Origin of the sequence: Paraburkholderia sp. NPDC080076 (genome assembly GCF_050281145.1) — a bacterium.
In the GTDB taxonomy this organism is placed as follows: domain Bacteria; phylum Pseudomonadota; class Gammaproteobacteria; order Burkholderiales; family Burkholderiaceae; genus Paraburkholderia.
On the sequence record NZ_JBNNWQ010000017.1, the window covers coordinates 69,867 to 84,520 of the forward strand.

The following is a 14,654-nucleotide window of genomic DNA, read 5'->3' on the forward strand; positions in this document are numbered from 1 at the left end:
GCCATGCGTGAAGTCAAATCGGATTTTGCCGTGGGCGAGGTCACTCGACTCTGCGGCGTCAGGTACCCCATCTTTCTCGCGGGCATGGCAGCGATTTCTGGCCCCAAGCTTGTCGCCGCGGTGGCGAATGCCGGCGGAATGGGTACGCTCGGCGGCCTGCGACTGCCGCCGCTGGCCCTGCTCAAATGGATACGGGAAACAAGGGAACTGACAGACATGCCCTTCGGAGTCAACCTCGTTCCGTCGTTCGGTGGTCCTGAGGTATTCGAAGCGCAGTTCCAGGTGATCCTCAGGGAGAAGCCGCGGCTGCTTTCGCTGTTCTACGCCGAGGACTATGTCGAGATGATTCCCCGTGCCAAGGATGCCGGGCTGGTGGTCTCGGTGCAGGTTGGCACAGTCGAACTCGCCGAAATGGCAATCGAGCGCGGGGCGGATATGATCGTGGCGCAGGGAAGCGAGAGCGGTGGCCACCTCAACCGGGGCACCATTGGCCTGATGTCGCTGCTACCGGCGATTTGCAAAATCGCGCAAGGACGGCCGGTCCTGGCGGCAGGAGGCATCACCAATCGCGACGACGTCAAGGCCGCAATGGGACTCGGCGCCGCGGGTGTCCTCGTAGGTACGGCGTTCGTGGCAAGCCACGAGTCGAACGCACATCCGCTCTACAAGCAAAAGATCGTCGAAGCCACCGTGGACGATACTGAGTATCGGACGGGCTACTCATTCGGCTGGAAGTACGGCACCCCGCACCGGGTGATTCCAAATCGCGATAAATGGAACTTGCTGCGCTTCATCGGCGGCGGAGCACGCGTGATTGACAAGCCGCGGATGGCACAGAAACTGTCGCTTTACGCTGGACAGGGTGTTGGAAAGATCGGCAGTGTCGTCTCTGCGGCCGAACGGGTAGCTGAACTCATCCAAGGGCTACCTGTGTCACCCGCCGCCCCGGAAGTGCGGGGCGATGAAGCAAGCGACCACCACGCATTGGCGCCACTTTGTCATGATGCACGCAATGCGATCTAACCGCAGCGGCCTCTCAGTCAACATACTCGCCGCACACGGAATCGAATCAGCAACCCCTTCTGAGCGTACCGTCTGTCGGTGAGTATGCGTCTGTATAGCCGACCCCGGACATGCAGAGGCATGCCGTGCTGCCCGCTCGTTATCGCGGCGCTTACCCCACACACGCTGGGCCGCCGGCGCAATCGCGCAATCCCTGGTGAACGTTGAGCTTCGTCGCGTTGGTAGCGGCATGTTTCACTGGCGCGACTCTTTCCACGACGATTTTCGTATCTTCGTTTACCCGGATGAACTGATCTCGCGCCAGACTAATGAAAGCGGTCAATGCTGGGGTGATCAAGGTGTCACTCCTACGAATGAAAACGGTCTTGACATTTGCGATCTCGGGCGGCAGCCGATGGTAGCGGATCGTCTGGCGGGATACATAGCTTTCGACGACAGTCTTCGGCAACAACGCAACGCCTATGCCCGCAGCGACACATGACAGGATGCCATCAAGCGTTCCCAGTTCCATCACCTGATTGGGAACCAGCCCGCCCTGATGAAACCAATGCTCGAGTGTAGAGCGGTAAAAGCATCCCGTCCGGAAAACAAGCACCGTTTGTTGAGGCATGACGCGGATAAGCGCTGCCAGCGAGTCAAACTCACAACTGCTCACCAGGACCAGTTCTTCTTCGAACGCCTCCTCCTGGGACAGACCTGTGTTCTCGTGAAACCCGCCCACGAACGCGCCATCAAGACGATAACTTTCGATGGCCTTGATCAATTCGACGGTGGTGCCCGTCAGCAGAGATAACTTGACCTGGGGATGCTTTGCCCGGTATTTCGTCAGCACCTGGGGCAGTCGTATCGCAGCCGTCGTTTCCATCGATCCGAGTCGAAGGTGCCCGGCGGGCGTTGCAGTATCCATCAGCGCATTGCGACTCTCCTCCGTGAGTTGCAGAATGCGGCGTGCGTAGCCGAGGAAAGCCTGTCCGGCCGACGTGAGCACTACGCCACTCTTTTGCCGAATGAACAGTTTCTGACTCAACTCAGCCTCGAGCTCTTTCACCCGCATGGTGACATTGGACTGCACGGTGTGCACTTTTTCCGCCGCCGCAGTGAAGCTGCCCTCTTCGGCCACGGCACAGAAGATTCTCAACTGACGCATTTCCATGACGGCATCCTATCGATCACTGAAAATGACGAATGGCGTGACGCAATGCGACGCCCTTTCAGCCAGGCTTCAGACCGCTGTTAACGCATGATCTACGTCGCGGTCCAGGCGCTGTGGGATTGCCGCCATCGCATTAGGGATAGGCCCGGGAAGCGAGCGGAAAAAATCAATGCAGAAATCGACGAAGGTCCTCAGTCTCACAGGAAGCAATTCCCGGTGCGAGTAGAAAAGACATACCTCTGCGCCGCTTTCCGACGTGGAGCACTGCGGCAAGATGTGCGTGAGATGCCCCGCAGCAATGTCTTCACGAACCATAGCTTCGGATATGGTCGCAATGCCGGTTCCCGTAAGTGCCGCTGCCCGAAGCAGCACCTCGTTACCGTCCATGGACGACATCGGCAGCACGCTCATTCGCTTTCCTGTTTCCAGAAGATCGATGAAATTCGTGCCCTTCTGCTTTGACGCAGGGTCCAACAGAAGGAAATGGCTAGCCAGATCCGATGCGGCTTCGGGTGTCCCGCATCGTTCAAGATATCCAGGAGCGGCGACAAAAATGTGCCGCGACCTGGACAATGTACGGCGAATTACCCCAGACTGCTCCACTAGATGAGGCGGAAGAATCGCCATGTCGAAGTGGCCGTCATACAGGTTCACCGCTTCTTCCCGAACGGAAACCATGAGATTCACGTTGGGAGCGATTGCTTGATAGTCGGACAAAAGTCGCGAGAAGGTTTTGTTCACCAGCATCGGATGCACAACGAGTCGTAACCTTCCACTATCGATTTCCCGTTCCTGCGCGATCCGACGATTCGCTTCGTCAAGTTCGTCGAGGAGACGGCAGCAACTCAGATAGTACGACTGTGCCGCATCTGTCACTGAAACAGATCGGGTTGTTCTATGCAGGATCAGCGTCTGGATGCTCTCTTCGAGCTTGGCGATAGCTTTGGAGATCGAGCCCGTGGTCACGCCCAATGATGCAGCCGCCTTACTAAAGCTTCTATGCTGTGCGACTGCAACGAATGCTCGCAACATGTATAGCTGATCCATCGCCTACCTCGCTGATAAATTTCACAAAGCAAACATCCCCTGACTGGAACTTTCGTGGCTGTAAAGATCCGAAGGCTGCCATCATTGCCGACAAATCCATCGAAGGTCAGACAAACCATATAGCGACGTTCTTACATTGAGATTGTTGACATATCGCGCAGGAAACAGCTTAGCAACGTTTCCAATACGCATAGGCGGTTTATGGCGATAGGGGTATCGCGTAAACAGATAACCGACAGTTTCTGCGGAGTTCCAGCGGAATCGATCGGCAGCTAGCCGCCCGGCGGGACCGCTCACTGTACGCCCAACTTGTTCTCGCCGGGAAAGAGTGTTTGCCTATCGTGGGTATTCAAACTCGAAGGCAACGAGCTTACGATTCGCAAATTATCAGCATGGCAGGTTCGATAGAAGCTGGAGCCAACGTGGGCAAAGCGCTCCTCGTCTGTTCGTCACGATCTGCGGGAAAATCAACATGTCTATCGAGAAAATGCCCGAACTTGCCCAAGCCGTCGATCTATATTTTCAGGCACTGCACGAGTGCAATCTGGACAAGTTTGATCGGGTTTTCCACACGAGTTGCAGCTTGTTCGACACGGACGACGGAAAACTGACTGTCGTTCCCATTGCCGACTACCGGGAGGTCATCGCTGAACGTGTGTCGCCAATGAGTAAAGGCCAAAGGCGTGACGATGCGTTGATCTCGGCGGACTTTCTGTCGACCGACATTGCAGTCACCAAAGTTCACCTGCGCATCCACGACAAGGTTTTCATCGATCACTTGAATCGGGTGTATGTCAACGGTTCCTTTGTGATCGTGGCCAAGCTGTGGCACGACATATCGACCGTGTCCGTCTGATCGTATTTGTCCGTTCCTGATGAAACATTCCCTGGTCGCTGGCCAGTTCGCCTCGGCCATCGGGTAATAGGTCTTTTTGCGGCATGAAGGGACGTTCCTCCTACCCTACCCTGCCCTTCTTTTGTCGCGGCGCACATTCTCGGAAGTGCGCTTTTTTTGTGAGCTATCCCGATCACCCAATGACGGGTGCACCCCACAGACTCGTGCGGGCCCACGGATGGGTCGTCTCGTTCGTTGCCGGCGTAGCGTTATCTATCAATCAGATAGCCGTATATTTTCCCTTCGCTTGTCAATCGCTCCGGACAGTGCGAGCGTATGACGTCAATCATGCTCCTGACTGTATTCGTGATGCTCTAATGGTTAGTTTCCCCTGTATATATCCCTAACGGAGAAGCAATGACACTTACCCACAAACAGCAATCGATCAAGGACGAGTTCATCCGCGTGCGGAGTACGTGGGCTCCGCAATGGGAAAGCATTCTTCGTGTCGACTGTGATTTCCTGCATGCGTACCTTAACCTGTCTGCGGTGCCACTGCGACACAACCACCTGGAGGACAAGGTCAAGGAGTTCATCTATATCGCGGTGAATGCGTCCTCGACCCATCTCTTTGCTCCCGGCATCCAGATGCATCTGAAGGCGGCGGTGGATTTTGGTGCCACACGTGAAGAACTGATGGAAGTGCTCGAGCTGACCAGTACGATCGGCATTCACGCTTCCAATGTTGCCATGCCCATCCTCGCAGAAGTGCTTGAGGAAGAAGGTCTCCGCGAGCGGACAGTGTCTGCGGATAGCCGCAGGCAAACATTGAAACGGCGCTTTACCCAAGTACAGGGGCATTGGGATCGCATCTGGGACGATGCGCTGGAACTCGATCCGGATTTCTTCGAGGCGTACCTCGAATTTTCGTCGGTTCCGTGGCAGAACGGAGTTCTCGAACCGAAAATCAAGGAGCTCGTGCTTTGCGCGCTCGATGTCGCCGCCACCCATCTTTACGAGCCGGGTATCAGGATTCACATGCGCAATGCACTTCGTCACGGTGCAACCGCGGAGGAAATCATGGAGGTCATCGAGATTGCGAGTGTTATCGGAATCCACGGTGCACTGATCGGTACTCAGATGCTGGAAGACGCAATCGCGGCCGCGCAGGATATATAGACAGCAACGAAAGGTACACCGTTTTTTTCCACAACCGGTCCATCAAACCGGCGGTGATTTCCAAACGACGAATTCGTCGGGCGAGAGCGCATCACTCTAAACGAGGCATTTGCGTCGCGCTCTGCCCATTACTGACGATAAGTAGTGGCTTATCGATGGCGGAAGACAGGAGCGCGCTTGGCCAGGAACGCGTACATGCCTTCCTTTTGACCTTCGGTCGCGAAGGCGGCCTGAAAAAGCCGACGCTCGTGCAGCACACCTTCGCTCAGCGGTGTCTCGAATGCACGATTGACCGCCTCCTTGGCAAGCCGTACGGCAGGCAGGTTATAACCGGCGATGGTATGCGCTGTCTCGAGCGCGGTTTGCAGCAAATCGGCCGACGGAACAACGCGCGCAACGAGGCCGGCTGCAAATGCCTCATTAGCGGCCAAATTCCGGCCAGTAAGAATCAGATCCATCGCAAGCGACTTTCCGACGGCACGTGTCAAGCGCTGCGAACCGCCAATACCAGGCGGAATCCCAAGTTTGATCTCCGGTTGGCCGAATTGGGCATCATGGGCCGCAATGATGAAATCGCAGGCCATCGCCAGTTCGCAACCGCCGCCGAGTGCGTAGCCGCCAACAGCCGCGATGACCGGCTTTGAAATGGTTCGAATGCGATCCCATTCGGCGAACAGGTCTTTGGTGTGCCAGTCGGCGAAGGACTTGTCGACCATTTCCTCGATGTCCGCCCCGGCTGCAAATGCGCGCGCATTGCCTGTTATCACGATCGCGCCGATTCCATCGTCCTGATCGAACGCAGTAAGCGCCGCGAGCACCTCGCGCGACATCTGAACATTGAGCGCGTTGAGGTTCTTCGGACGGTAGAGCGTGATCAGGCCGACGCGCTCCCTTCGATCGATCTTGATGGTTTCGTACACACCGTTTTCCGACGCCGCTCCCGCGGCATCTGCATTCGCGCCCGCGGCAGTAGGTCCCACGTTCGGTTCGATTACTTGCATCTTGGTTTGCTTGGCGGATGCTTCCTGTACTGCTGAAACGTCGGTCTTCATATATTCACCTGTCAGTTGAAAATTGCGGCGTCATGCAGCAAGGCTCGTGGAACGCTTCATTTCATCGACGCCTGATTCGGATTCAGCCTGCGACGTGTAGGCGCCCGACGAAGCCATCAATTCAGCCAGAATCGCTTCGCGATGCTCGTCCACTGCCGGCGCTCTCCTGACCACCGTGACGTCCTCGTCGGGTGAGGTATTCATCTTGATCGGATTACCGGCGGTTTTCACTTTACGCTCGGACTTACCCTGGACGTGGATGAACATATTGCGCGCCTGAAGTTGCGGATGATCGATGACCTTGTCGATCGTGTTGATCGGAGCACAGGGCACGCCAGCCTCGTTCAGCTTGTCGAGCCAGACACTGACCGGTCCGGAGCGGGTTACCCGCTCAATGGCCTCGATCATGGCGGGCCGGTTTTGCACGCGAAGATCGTTCGTCAGGAACAACGGGGCGAAGGCCACTTCCGGTACGCCCAGGGCGTCTGTCATCAAAAGAAAAAGCTGATCGTTGCCTGCGGCGATGATGAATCGACCATCCTGGGCAGCAAAGCTTTCGAACGGTGCGAGTGACGGGTGGGCGTCGCCAGTCCTCGTAGGCACCTTCTTTTCGACATCAAACCGGGCAAACGCCGTTTCCATCAACGCGGCCTGGCAATCCAGCATCGCAATGTCCACGTGCGTGCCTTGTGCATCTCTGGAGCGCTTGTAGAGCCCCGCGAGGATGCCTATCACCGCGAATAGTGCTGCACCGAGGTCTCCGAAGGCTGTGCCAACTCGCGCGGGCTGACTGTCGGGCCACCCCGTCAAACTCATGACTCCGCCCATAGCCTGCACGACGGTGTCGTAACCGGGCAGATCCTTGAACGGGCCGGTGTGACCAAAGCCCGAAATCGATGCGTAGACGATGTGCGGATGCGTCCTCGCCAATTGCTCTGCGCCGTAGCCGAGCCGATCCATCACCCCGGGCCGGAAGTTTTCGACCACCACGTCGGCCTTGTCCAGCAATCGGCCGAGCAGTTCGCGGTCACGCGGAGACTTGAAGTCGAGTGCAATGCTCTCCTTTCCGCGGTTGAAGCACATGAAGTACGCCGATTCGTCGTCGATGAACGGACCGAACGCCCGAGTGTCGTCTCCCGTGCCCACACGCTCTATTTTGATGACGCGTGCTCCGAGGTCAGCAAGCGTCATCGCGCAGTACGGTCCTGACAGCACACGCGAGAAATCGATCACCGTGATTCCTTCAAGGGGTAAGCGCTTCTTCACCCCGGTTTTGTTCTCAGTCATAGCCAATTCCTGGTTGAATAGAGTCAAACGCCCTGCTGAATCCAGCGCGAAGCTTTCTCTGCGATCATCATCGTAGGAGCGCTCGTATTGCCGCTGGTGATCGTGGGCATCACGCTCGCGTCCACCACCCGAAGTCCCGCAACGCCGCGCACGCGAAGATGGCTGTCGACGACAACATTCGGATCCGCGAACGTGCCCATCTGCACAGTACCCACGGGGTGGAAGATCGTGGTGGCGATGTCACCGGCCAGTTTCGTGAGTTCAGCATCCGATTCGTACTGCGGACCCGGCTTGTACTCTTGCGGCCTGTATTTCGCGAGCGCAGCCTGGCTCGCGATGCGTCGCGTCAAGCGGAGGCTGTCGACGGCGACTTTGCGATCGTCTTCCGTGCTGAGGTAATTCGGCGCAATGGCCGGCGCATCCTCGAAGTTGCCGCTCCTGATATGCACCGTGCCCCGGCTTGTGGGGTTCACATTGGCCACACTGGCGGTGAACGCCGGGAATGTGTGCAGCGGTTGCCCGAAAGCGTCGAGACTCAGCGGCTGCACGTGATACTCGATGTTGGCGTGCTTCCTCGACGGATCGCTCCGGGTAAAGGCCCCGAGCTGAGAGGGTGCCATGCTCATCGGACCCGAGCGGTGCAGCGCATATTCGAGGCCGATCTTCGCCTTGCCGACCATGCTCGACGCAAGAACGTTCAGTGTCTCGCAGTTTTCAACCTGGTAGACCGCGCGAATCTGAAGGTGATCCTGCAAGTTCGCACCGACGCCCGGTGTGTGCTGGACAATATCGATGCCGTGTTTTTTCAACAGAGACGCCGGCCCAATGCCCGAGTGCTGCAGAATATGCGGCGAACCGATCGCACCGGCGCTGAGCACCACTTCGCGCGCGGCGCTCACCGACACGAGTTCGCCATCGCGGACAAGTTCCACGCCGGTACAACGCAGCACACCGTTTTTGTCACGGTCGATCCTGAGCTTCTTCACATGGGAGTTGGTCCACGTCGTGAGATTCGGCCGGTGTTTGATCGGACGCAGGAACGCCTTCGAGGTATTCCAGCGCCAGCCGTCTTTCTGCGTGACGTCGAAATAGCTGACGCCGAAATTATCACCAGTGTTGAAATCGTCGATGATAGGAATGCCCGCCTGCTCCGCCGCTTTGGCGAACGCATCGAGGATTTCCCACTTGAGACGCTGCCTTTCGACACGCCACTCGCCGCCGCTTCCGTGAGCCTTTGCGATGGCGTCGACACTGCTGTTCAGCAGGTCACGTTGCTTCGGATCGAGTTTGTAGAAGTCTTCGTGAGTCTTGAAGTCCTTCAATGAGTTGCTCCAGTTCCATTCCGGATCGCCCGTCAGGTCCGCCCAATGATCGTAATCGCGAGCCTGGCCACGCATGTAGATCATCCCGTTGATACTGGAGCAACCACCCAACGTTTTGCCACGTGGATAAAGAATCTGCCGGCCGTTGAGGCCTTTGTCCGGCTCAGTGCGGAATTGCCAGTCCGTGCGCGGATTGTCGACGCAATATAGATAGCCGACAGGGATATGGATCCACATGTAGTCATCGGTGCCGCCCGCCTCGACCAGAAGGACATTTCTGGTTTTGTCAGCGCTCAGACGATTCGCGAGCAGGCTGCCCGCGGAGCCGGCGCCAATCACAATAAAGTCAAATGTCGTACTTTGCATGTGCATCCTATTTGTCCACACGAGCGGTTTCCAGCGCTGCCCATTTAAATTAGACCGATCGTCTATAAAAACAGAAAAAAAAGCCGCCTAACCGAGCGCAGCGAAAAAAACGTTCGTAAAAGTACGCAACGCTTCAGGCCCGCCTTCGAGCTTCGCCCTCAACACCGCGCCCTCCCAGCCTATCCAAAAAAATGCGGCAAGTTGCGAGCAATCGGCCCCTTCCGCAATCTCGCCCGCAGCCTGCGCTTCCATCAGGCACTTCGTTGTGCGGGCTTCCCAATCGGCAAAAACCTCGCGCAGCCGTACACGATGAGCTTCCGGGAGTACGGCCATTTCTTGTCCGAGATTGCCCACGAGACACCCACGCCGAAAGCCGTAACGCCCCATCCCTGCCTCTGCGTCCGAGACGAAATCCTGCAAGCGCTTCAGGGGCGATATAGATTCGTCCGTGAGGAACTGATCGAGCTTCCTCGCGAAATACATCGCGTAGCGGTCGATCAATTCGAGGCCGAACGCTTCCTTGCTCCCGAAGTAGTGATAGAACGAGCCCTTTGGCACGTTCACGCTGCGCAAGATTTCGTCGAGTCCGGTTGCAGAGAAGCCTTTTTCCGTGAGCGCCACGACTCCAGCGCGCACGAGAAGTTCTCGGGTTTCGCTATAGCCTGCAAGTTCTTTCGGCGGGCGCCCTCTGCGGCGCGGTGCGGTATACGTATCCATGCCACCGATATTAGACCGCTCGCCTACGAAATGCAAGGCAATAGCGCGCGTTGCGATACGCTGGGCAACCGCACCCGGCTTTTCTCTCTAAAGACGTCGCACCTCGACTCAAGACTGCCCGGCGCGAGGTACACCGGAATCAACGGTCCTGCAGGCCGTCAATCGCCAGGGCGTTCCGAAGATCATCGAACACAATTGCGGCTTAGACGAGCGTAAGCGTCACGTCTATGTTGTTCCGCGTTGCGTTCGAATAAGGGCACACAATATGGGCCCTGTTGATGAAATCCTGAGCCGCTTCGCGTGCCATGCCCGGCAACGATATCTTCAACTCGACTTCGATGCCGAAGCCATTGGGGATCGGTCCGATGCCCACAATTCCGTTCACCGACACATCAGCAGGGATAGCAATTTTGTCGCGCGCAGCAACGAATTGCATCGCACCGATGAAGCATGCGCTATAACCGGCCGCAAAAAGCTCTTCGGGGTTTGTGCCCTTCTCGCCCTTTCCGCCCAATCCCTTCGGTCTCGTCAGCTTCAGGTCCAGTCCACTTTCAGGCGCCACGGCGCGCCCTTCGCGGCCTCCAGTAGCCTCTGCGTGAGCACGGTAGAGAACATTTTCGATCGACATTGCCAACTCCTTATCGATAAGTCAGTTAACGGGCGCAACCCGTAGCGCCCGACGATCCTTCAGTGACCCGCGCTCTGACCGCCGTCCACGTGCAGAATCTCGCCCGTCACGAACGGTGCCGCGTCCAGATACAGGATCGCGTTCACGATATCGCTCATCTCGCCCATGTGGCCCACCGGGTGGAGTGCGCCGAGTGCCGCGTGCGTTTCGGGCGCATGCATCGGCGACTTCATGATGCCGGGTGCAACCGCGTTCGCGCGGATGCCGCGCTTCGCGTATTCGATTGCAAGCGACTTCGTGGCCGCGTTCAGACCGCCTTTCGTCAGCGACGCCAGCACCGACGGCACACCGTCGATGGCATGATCGACGAGACTGGTCGTGATACTGACCACATGGCCGCTTCTGTTCTTCTCCATTTCAGCGATCGCCAACTGCGTGATGTAAAAGAAACCGTTCAGATTTACACCCGTCATCGCAGCGTAGTCTTCAGCGGTATAACCCGCGAACGGCTTTGCGATGAAGATGCCGGCGTTGTTGATCAGCGTGTCGATGCGGCCGAAGCGCGCCACACCTTCCGTAATGACGCGATGCGCCGTCGCCGGTTCAGCGATGTCACCCGCCACCGTCAGAATGCCGGGGTCGTCCGACGGCTTGATGCTGCGTGCCGTTGCGACGATGCGATAGTCCAGCTTGCGGAATGCTTTGACGGTCTCTGCACCAATACCTTGCGATGCACCCGTCACAACTACGACCTTTTGCGATGCGCTCATTCAAACCTCGAAGTTTGGATTGGGCTCTCTTGCCCACCGGGCCGGCGGCTCCGATGCGTGCCTAATCTAGGTGTATTTATGCTTCGAGCAAATACCCGCCATGGACAAACTATTTTTCGTGCGCGGAACAAATCCGGTCGCGGCCCCATGATTCATGGGGTTAGCGTGGACCGAGGAAGTTTCGATTCTCGGTCTTTGACAGATCACCCGGCGCTCGCTACGCGTCATCCCTTATTCGCGAATGCCAGCGCGATGGCGTTTCCCAATTCGTCGGCGACGGGCGCGGCTGCACCCGCCGCAGTGAAAATCGTGAACTCGACATCAGGCAGTGAAGGCAAGCCTGCATCAGGCGGGACTACGTGCAAGCCGTGTACGAGTTGCGTCTGCACGACCGGCGTCACCGCAAAGCCGGCCTGCGCCGCGGCGCACAGACCGGCGCCGCTCGAACACACCAGCGCAATCCGGTAGTCGATGCCCGCGCGGGCAAGCGCGGCCAGTGCAGCCTCACGATACGGACACGGTTCTGGCAGCACCGCAAGCGGCACCGGAGCGCCAGGCGTAAGCGACGCCCATTCCGCGCCAGCCCACACGAGTGGCTCGCGCCAGAGCACACGTCCAGAACGGGCGCCCTCGCAGCGACCGCCAATCACCAAGTCCAATTCGGCCTGATCCATTGCGTGCAGCAGTTCGCCAGGAATGCCGACCCTGACGCTAAACGCAATGCGCGGGTAGCGCACCGCGAACGTCTGCATGACGTTCATCAACCTGACGTTGGCGAGGTCTTCGGAAAGGCCAACACGGATCGCGCCCTCGCTCGGTGCGCGCGAGAGCTGCGCCTGCGCATCATGATTGAGTGCGAGGATCGCCCGCGCGTAGCCCAGCAGCAGTTCACCGTCGGCCGTGAGCGTGACTGAGCGCGTGGTGCGCGCGAGCAGATCGCGGCCGGTCTGTTTTTCCAGACGCCGCAGATGCGCGCTGACGGCAGACTGCGTCAGATTGAGACGGGCGGCGGCGAGCGTGAAGCCGCCCTCCTGGACCACGGCCACGAAGGATCGCAGCAGGACGGTATCGAACATGGGGTCCTCGCTTATATAGTGCAAACCGAACTGAATATGGCGATGATACTTCGTTTATATTTTGAATCGAAATATGTTGTGATGGCGACTCCCAACCCAGATGGAGTAGTCCCATGCCTACCTTGCTGCATATCGAATCGTCGCCACGTAAGAAGCGGTCTGCCTCCCTCGACGTCGCACGCGCGTATCTGGACGCTTATCGCGACGCTCATCGGGATCATCGGATCGACGTGCTGGATCTGTGGTCGGTGGAGATGCCGGAGTTCGACGGCGACGCGCTCGATGCCAAATATGCGGACCTGAGCGGCACACCGCCCAGCGAAAACCAGCAGCAGGCGTGGACGAACATCCGGGAACTCGCGCAGCGATTGCACGACGCGGATACGTTGCTGTTCTCCGTGCCGCTATGGAATTTTTCCATTCCCTACAAGCTCAAGCATTTCATCGACGTCGTGTCGCAGCGCGGCATCCTGTTCTCGTTCGATGAGCGTGGGCTACAGGGCTTGCTGAAAGACAAGAAGGCGGTGGTCATTTATGCGAGGGGCCTCGACTATTCAGTGGGCTCGAACACACCCGCTCATTCGTTCGATTTTCAGCGGCCGTTCATGGAAGCGTGGCTGCGATCCGTCGGCGTGAGCGACGTTAAATCGATTGTGGTCGAGAAAACACTCCTTGGCCCCGAAGTCGATTACGCGGCAAGACAGGCTGCACGCGGGCAGGCAATGGCGCTTGCGCGGGCGGTCTCCGTTTCAGTCGGCAAATGAAATATTGCGCGGCGCATGTGGCGCATCACCTCGCATGAAGCAGGGTGATGCTCGACTACGTAACGCCGCCTCCATTCTTACTTTTTTACGAGGCACCATTTTGAATACGCTGATCAAGCAAGGCTTGTCGTTACTCGTCGTTGCCGCTGGTCTGATATCCGCCACCACTGCGCAGGCCGCGTCCGATCCTGATCTTGCAGGCATGAACGTTGTCCTGGTACACGGCGCTTTCGCGGATGGCTCGAGCTGGAATAAAGTCATTCCTCTCCTCGAAGCAAAAGGCCTCCACGTGACGTCCGTGCAAAACCCACTGACATCACTGGGCGATGACGTTTCGGCAACGACCCGCGCGATAGACCGGCAAAACGGTCCTGTGGTGCTGGTTGGCCACTCGTGGGCCGGCTCCGTCATCACGCAGGCGGGTAACAACGACAAGGTCAAAGCCCTCGTGTACGTTGCAGCGTTTGCACCCGACAGCGAACAATCGGCCAACGACATTCAGAAAGAGCTGCCGGCGCCTTCGTGGGCGGGCGAGCTGCACAAGGACGCCGCGGGTTTCCTGACGCTGTCCGATAAGGCGATGGTCGAAGACTTCGCGCCCGATGTCTCCCACGCGCAAGCGCTTCTGCTCGCTGCGACGCAGGGGCCGTGGTATTCGGGCTGTCTCGCCGAAAAGATTGGTCACGCCGCGTGGCATGACAAGCCGTCCTGGTATGTTGTCTCGATGAAGGACCGTATAGTCCCTACCGACTTTCAGATGAAATTGGCGAAACAGATCGGTGCGACGGCCGTCAATGTCGATGCGAGTCACGTACCGATGCTGTCGAAACCTCAAGAGGTCGCTGCTGCAATTATTTCGGCGGCACGCGAGGTTAAGTAGCGGGATGCGCCCGTCGGCGGGAAATCAGCCGACAGATCTGTAGAGGGTTCGCGGTGGGCACCAGACATATGACTCCGGCTTTGATATGTTCCGGCCTCCTGTATGTCCGGTGTCGCCTGCCCAACATCCGGTGCAAGAGATCCTTCTGGGAAAAGCGCCAGCGCAAAAGGCTCCTCCGAAGCGAGAATAAAGCTCCTCTTGTCGAAATGACGGATATTGTCATGGACCATCCCGGTACCGCCCTAACCTCACCTATCATTTCCCGCGACGCGGCAATGTGGTTTTCTGCCTATGGCTTCGGCTGGGGATATTGTGCCTTTGCCTTGCCTGCCGAAACGGTTCGTGAAAAGCTCGGAGCTGCGAGCGAGACTCCGAGGCAACTGACGCTCGCTTTCGAACTCGGCAGACTGCGAATATTGCAGGCAGTCCAGCAAAAAACGTTGCCAGCGACTGGGGAGCGGGTAGAGCTACCCGCCGCCGATCTTTAGCAGGGCGGGTCTAGCTGCATCGCTAACAAACGCCTGGCATTGTCGCGTCGCGACTCACTCTCGCCTG

The 14,654-nt window shown here is 57.8% G+C and carries 15 protein-coding genes; 6 read left to right on the top strand and 9 right to left on the bottom strand.

Annotation, left to right across the window (positions count from 1 at the left end):
- The first annotated feature begins 3 nt into the window (after window positions 1–3).
- Window positions 4–1,023: an NAD(P)H-dependent flavin oxidoreductase gene (locus ACQKRQ_RS39835; protein ID WP_427483184.1), complete on the top strand. Its 1,020-nt coding sequence runs from the start codon at window positions 4–6 to the stop codon at window positions 1,021–1,023.
- A 151-nt stretch (window positions 1,024–1,174) separates the two neighbouring features.
- On the opposite strand, the gene ACQKRQ_RS39840 is transcribed toward ACQKRQ_RS39835, so the two are convergent.
- Both ACQKRQ_RS39840 and ACQKRQ_RS39845 read right to left on the bottom strand, forming a co-directional pair.
- Window positions 1,175–2,176, bottom strand: coding sequence for a LysR family transcriptional regulator (locus ACQKRQ_RS39840; RefSeq protein ID WP_427483186.1), 1,002 nt, complete (start codon window positions 2,174–2,176; stop codon window positions 1,175–1,177).
- 69 nt (window positions 2,177–2,245) lie between these two features.
- Window positions 2,246–3,223, bottom strand: a complete 978-nt coding sequence (locus ACQKRQ_RS39845) for a LysR family transcriptional regulator (RefSeq protein WP_427483187.1) — start codon at window positions 3,221–3,223, stop codon at window positions 2,246–2,248.
- Between the two features lie 472 nt (window positions 3,224–3,695).
- Between ACQKRQ_RS39845 and ACQKRQ_RS39850 the strand changes: the two genes are divergently transcribed.
- The gene (locus ACQKRQ_RS39850) at window positions 3,696–4,079 is read left to right on the top strand and encodes a nuclear transport factor 2 family protein (protein WP_427483189.1); all 384 of its coding nucleotides are present in this window, start codon (window positions 3,696–3,698) and stop codon (window positions 4,077–4,079) included.
- A 396-nt stretch (window positions 4,080–4,475) separates the two neighbouring features.
- Entirely contained in the window at window positions 4,476–5,237 is a 762-nt protein-coding gene (locus ACQKRQ_RS39855) for a carboxymuconolactone decarboxylase family protein (protein ID WP_427483191.1), read from the top strand.
- A gap of 149 nt (window positions 5,238–5,386) precedes the next feature.
- On the opposite strand, the gene ACQKRQ_RS39860 is transcribed toward ACQKRQ_RS39855, so the two are convergent.
- From ACQKRQ_RS39860 to ACQKRQ_RS39890, 7 genes are all read right to left on the bottom strand, one after another.
- Window positions 5,387–6,289 carry an enoyl-CoA hydratase-related protein gene (locus ACQKRQ_RS39860; protein WP_427483193.1) on the bottom strand — a complete coding sequence of 301 codons (903 nt, stop codon included), beginning with the start codon at window positions 6,287–6,289 and terminating at the stop codon, window positions 5,387–5,389.
- A 30-nt stretch (window positions 6,290–6,319) separates the two neighbouring features.
- Complete coding sequence (locus tag ACQKRQ_RS39865; RefSeq protein ID WP_427483194.1) at window positions 6,320–7,576, bottom strand: CaiB/BaiF CoA transferase family protein; 1,257 nt, start codon at window positions 7,574–7,576, stop codon at window positions 6,320–6,322.
- Between the two features lie 23 nt (window positions 7,577–7,599).
- Window positions 7,600–9,264 carry a GMC family oxidoreductase gene (locus ACQKRQ_RS39870; RefSeq protein WP_427483196.1) on the bottom strand — a complete coding sequence of 555 codons (1,665 nt, stop codon included), beginning with the start codon at window positions 9,262–9,264 and terminating at the stop codon, window positions 7,600–7,602.
- Window positions 9,265–9,351: 87 nt separating this feature from the next.
- On the bottom strand, window positions 9,352–9,981 hold the full coding sequence (locus ACQKRQ_RS39875) for a TetR/AcrR family transcriptional regulator (RefSeq protein ID WP_427483198.1): 630 nt from the start codon (window positions 9,979–9,981) through the stop codon (window positions 9,352–9,354).
- 202 nt (window positions 9,982–10,183) lie between these two features.
- A complete protein-coding gene (locus ACQKRQ_RS39880) occupies window positions 10,184–10,609 on the bottom strand; it encodes an organic hydroperoxide resistance protein (protein ID WP_132374088.1) in 426 nt (141 codons plus the stop codon).
- Window positions 10,610–10,668: 59 nt separating this feature from the next.
- Window positions 10,669–11,379, bottom strand: coding sequence for an SDR family NAD(P)-dependent oxidoreductase (locus tag ACQKRQ_RS39885; protein ID WP_427483200.1), 711 nt, complete (start codon window positions 11,377–11,379; stop codon window positions 10,669–10,671).
- 224 nt (window positions 11,380–11,603) lie between these two features.
- Window positions 11,604–12,455: a LysR substrate-binding domain-containing protein gene (locus ACQKRQ_RS39890; RefSeq protein ID WP_408176008.1), complete on the bottom strand. Its 852-nt coding sequence runs from the start codon at window positions 12,453–12,455 to the stop codon at window positions 11,604–11,606.
- Window positions 12,456–12,568: 113 nt separating this feature from the next.
- Between ACQKRQ_RS39890 and ACQKRQ_RS39895 the strand changes: the two genes are divergently transcribed.
- The 3 genes from ACQKRQ_RS39895 to ACQKRQ_RS39905 all read left to right on the top strand — a co-directional run bounded on the left by ACQKRQ_RS39895 (window position 12,569) and on the right by ACQKRQ_RS39905 (window position 14,587).
- Window positions 12,569–13,219, top strand: a complete 651-nt coding sequence (locus ACQKRQ_RS39895) for an FMN-dependent NADH-azoreductase (protein WP_427483202.1) — start codon at window positions 12,569–12,571, stop codon at window positions 13,217–13,219.
- A 100-nt stretch (window positions 13,220–13,319) separates the two neighbouring features.
- Window positions 13,320–14,099 carry an alpha/beta fold hydrolase gene (locus ACQKRQ_RS39900; RefSeq protein ID WP_427483255.1) on the top strand — a complete coding sequence of 260 codons (780 nt, stop codon included), beginning with the start codon at window positions 13,320–13,322 and terminating at the stop codon, window positions 14,097–14,099.
- A gap of 221 nt (window positions 14,100–14,320) precedes the next feature.
- Entirely contained in the window at window positions 14,321–14,587 is a 267-nt protein-coding gene (locus ACQKRQ_RS39905) for a hypothetical protein (RefSeq protein ID WP_427483204.1), read from the top strand.
- Window positions 14,588–14,654: the final 67 nt, after the last annotated feature.

What these genes read in the sequence shown, in the direction of transcription:
- ACQKRQ_RS39895 (WP_427483202.1), top strand. Translation starts at nt 12,569, where the DNA reads ATGCCTACCTTGCTGCATATCGAATCGTCGCCACGTAAGAAGCGGTCT.
- ACQKRQ_RS39870 (WP_427483196.1), bottom strand. Translation starts at nt 9,264, where the DNA reads ATGCAAAGTACGACATTTGACTTTATTGTGATTGGCGCCGGCTCCGCG.
- ACQKRQ_RS39840 (WP_427483186.1), bottom strand. Translation starts at nt 2,176, where the DNA reads ATGGAAATGCGTCAGTTGAGAATCTTCTGTGCCGTGGCCGAAGAGGGC.
- ACQKRQ_RS39880 (WP_132374088.1), bottom strand. Translation starts at nt 10,609, where the DNA reads ATGTCGATCGAAAATGTTCTCTACCGTGCTCACGCAGAGGCTACTGGA.
- ACQKRQ_RS39835 (WP_427483184.1), top strand. Translation starts at nt 4, where the DNA reads ATGCGTGAAGTCAAATCGGATTTTGCCGTGGGCGAGGTCACTCGACTC.
- ACQKRQ_RS39850 (WP_427483189.1), top strand. Translation starts at nt 3,696, where the DNA reads ATGTCTATCGAGAAAATGCCCGAACTTGCCCAAGCCGTCGATCTATAT.
- ACQKRQ_RS39860 (WP_427483193.1), bottom strand. Translation starts at nt 6,289, where the DNA reads ATGAAGACCGACGTTTCAGCAGTACAGGAAGCATCCGCCAAGCAAACC.
- ACQKRQ_RS39875 (WP_427483198.1), bottom strand. Translation starts at nt 9,981, where the DNA reads ATGGATACGTATACCGCACCGCGCCGCAGAGGGCGCCCGCCGAAAGAA.
- ACQKRQ_RS39855 (WP_427483191.1), top strand. Translation starts at nt 4,476, where the DNA reads ATGACACTTACCCACAAACAGCAATCGATCAAGGACGAGTTCATCCGC.
- ACQKRQ_RS39905 (WP_427483204.1), top strand. Translation starts at nt 14,321, where the DNA reads ATGGACCATCCCGGTACCGCCCTAACCTCACCTATCATTTCCCGCGAC.
- ACQKRQ_RS39845 (WP_427483187.1), bottom strand. Translation starts at nt 3,223, where the DNA reads ATGGATCAGCTATACATGTTGCGAGCATTCGTTGCAGTCGCACAGCAT.
- ACQKRQ_RS39885 (WP_427483200.1), bottom strand. Translation starts at nt 11,379, where the DNA reads ATGAGCGCATCGCAAAAGGTCGTAGTTGTGACGGGTGCATCGCAAGGT.
- ACQKRQ_RS39865 (WP_427483194.1), bottom strand. Translation starts at nt 7,576, where the DNA reads ATGACTGAGAACAAAACCGGGGTGAAGAAGCGCTTACCCCTTGAAGGA.
- ACQKRQ_RS39890 (WP_408176008.1), bottom strand. Translation starts at nt 12,455, where the DNA reads ATGTTCGATACCGTCCTGCTGCGATCCTTCGTGGCCGTGGTCCAGGAG.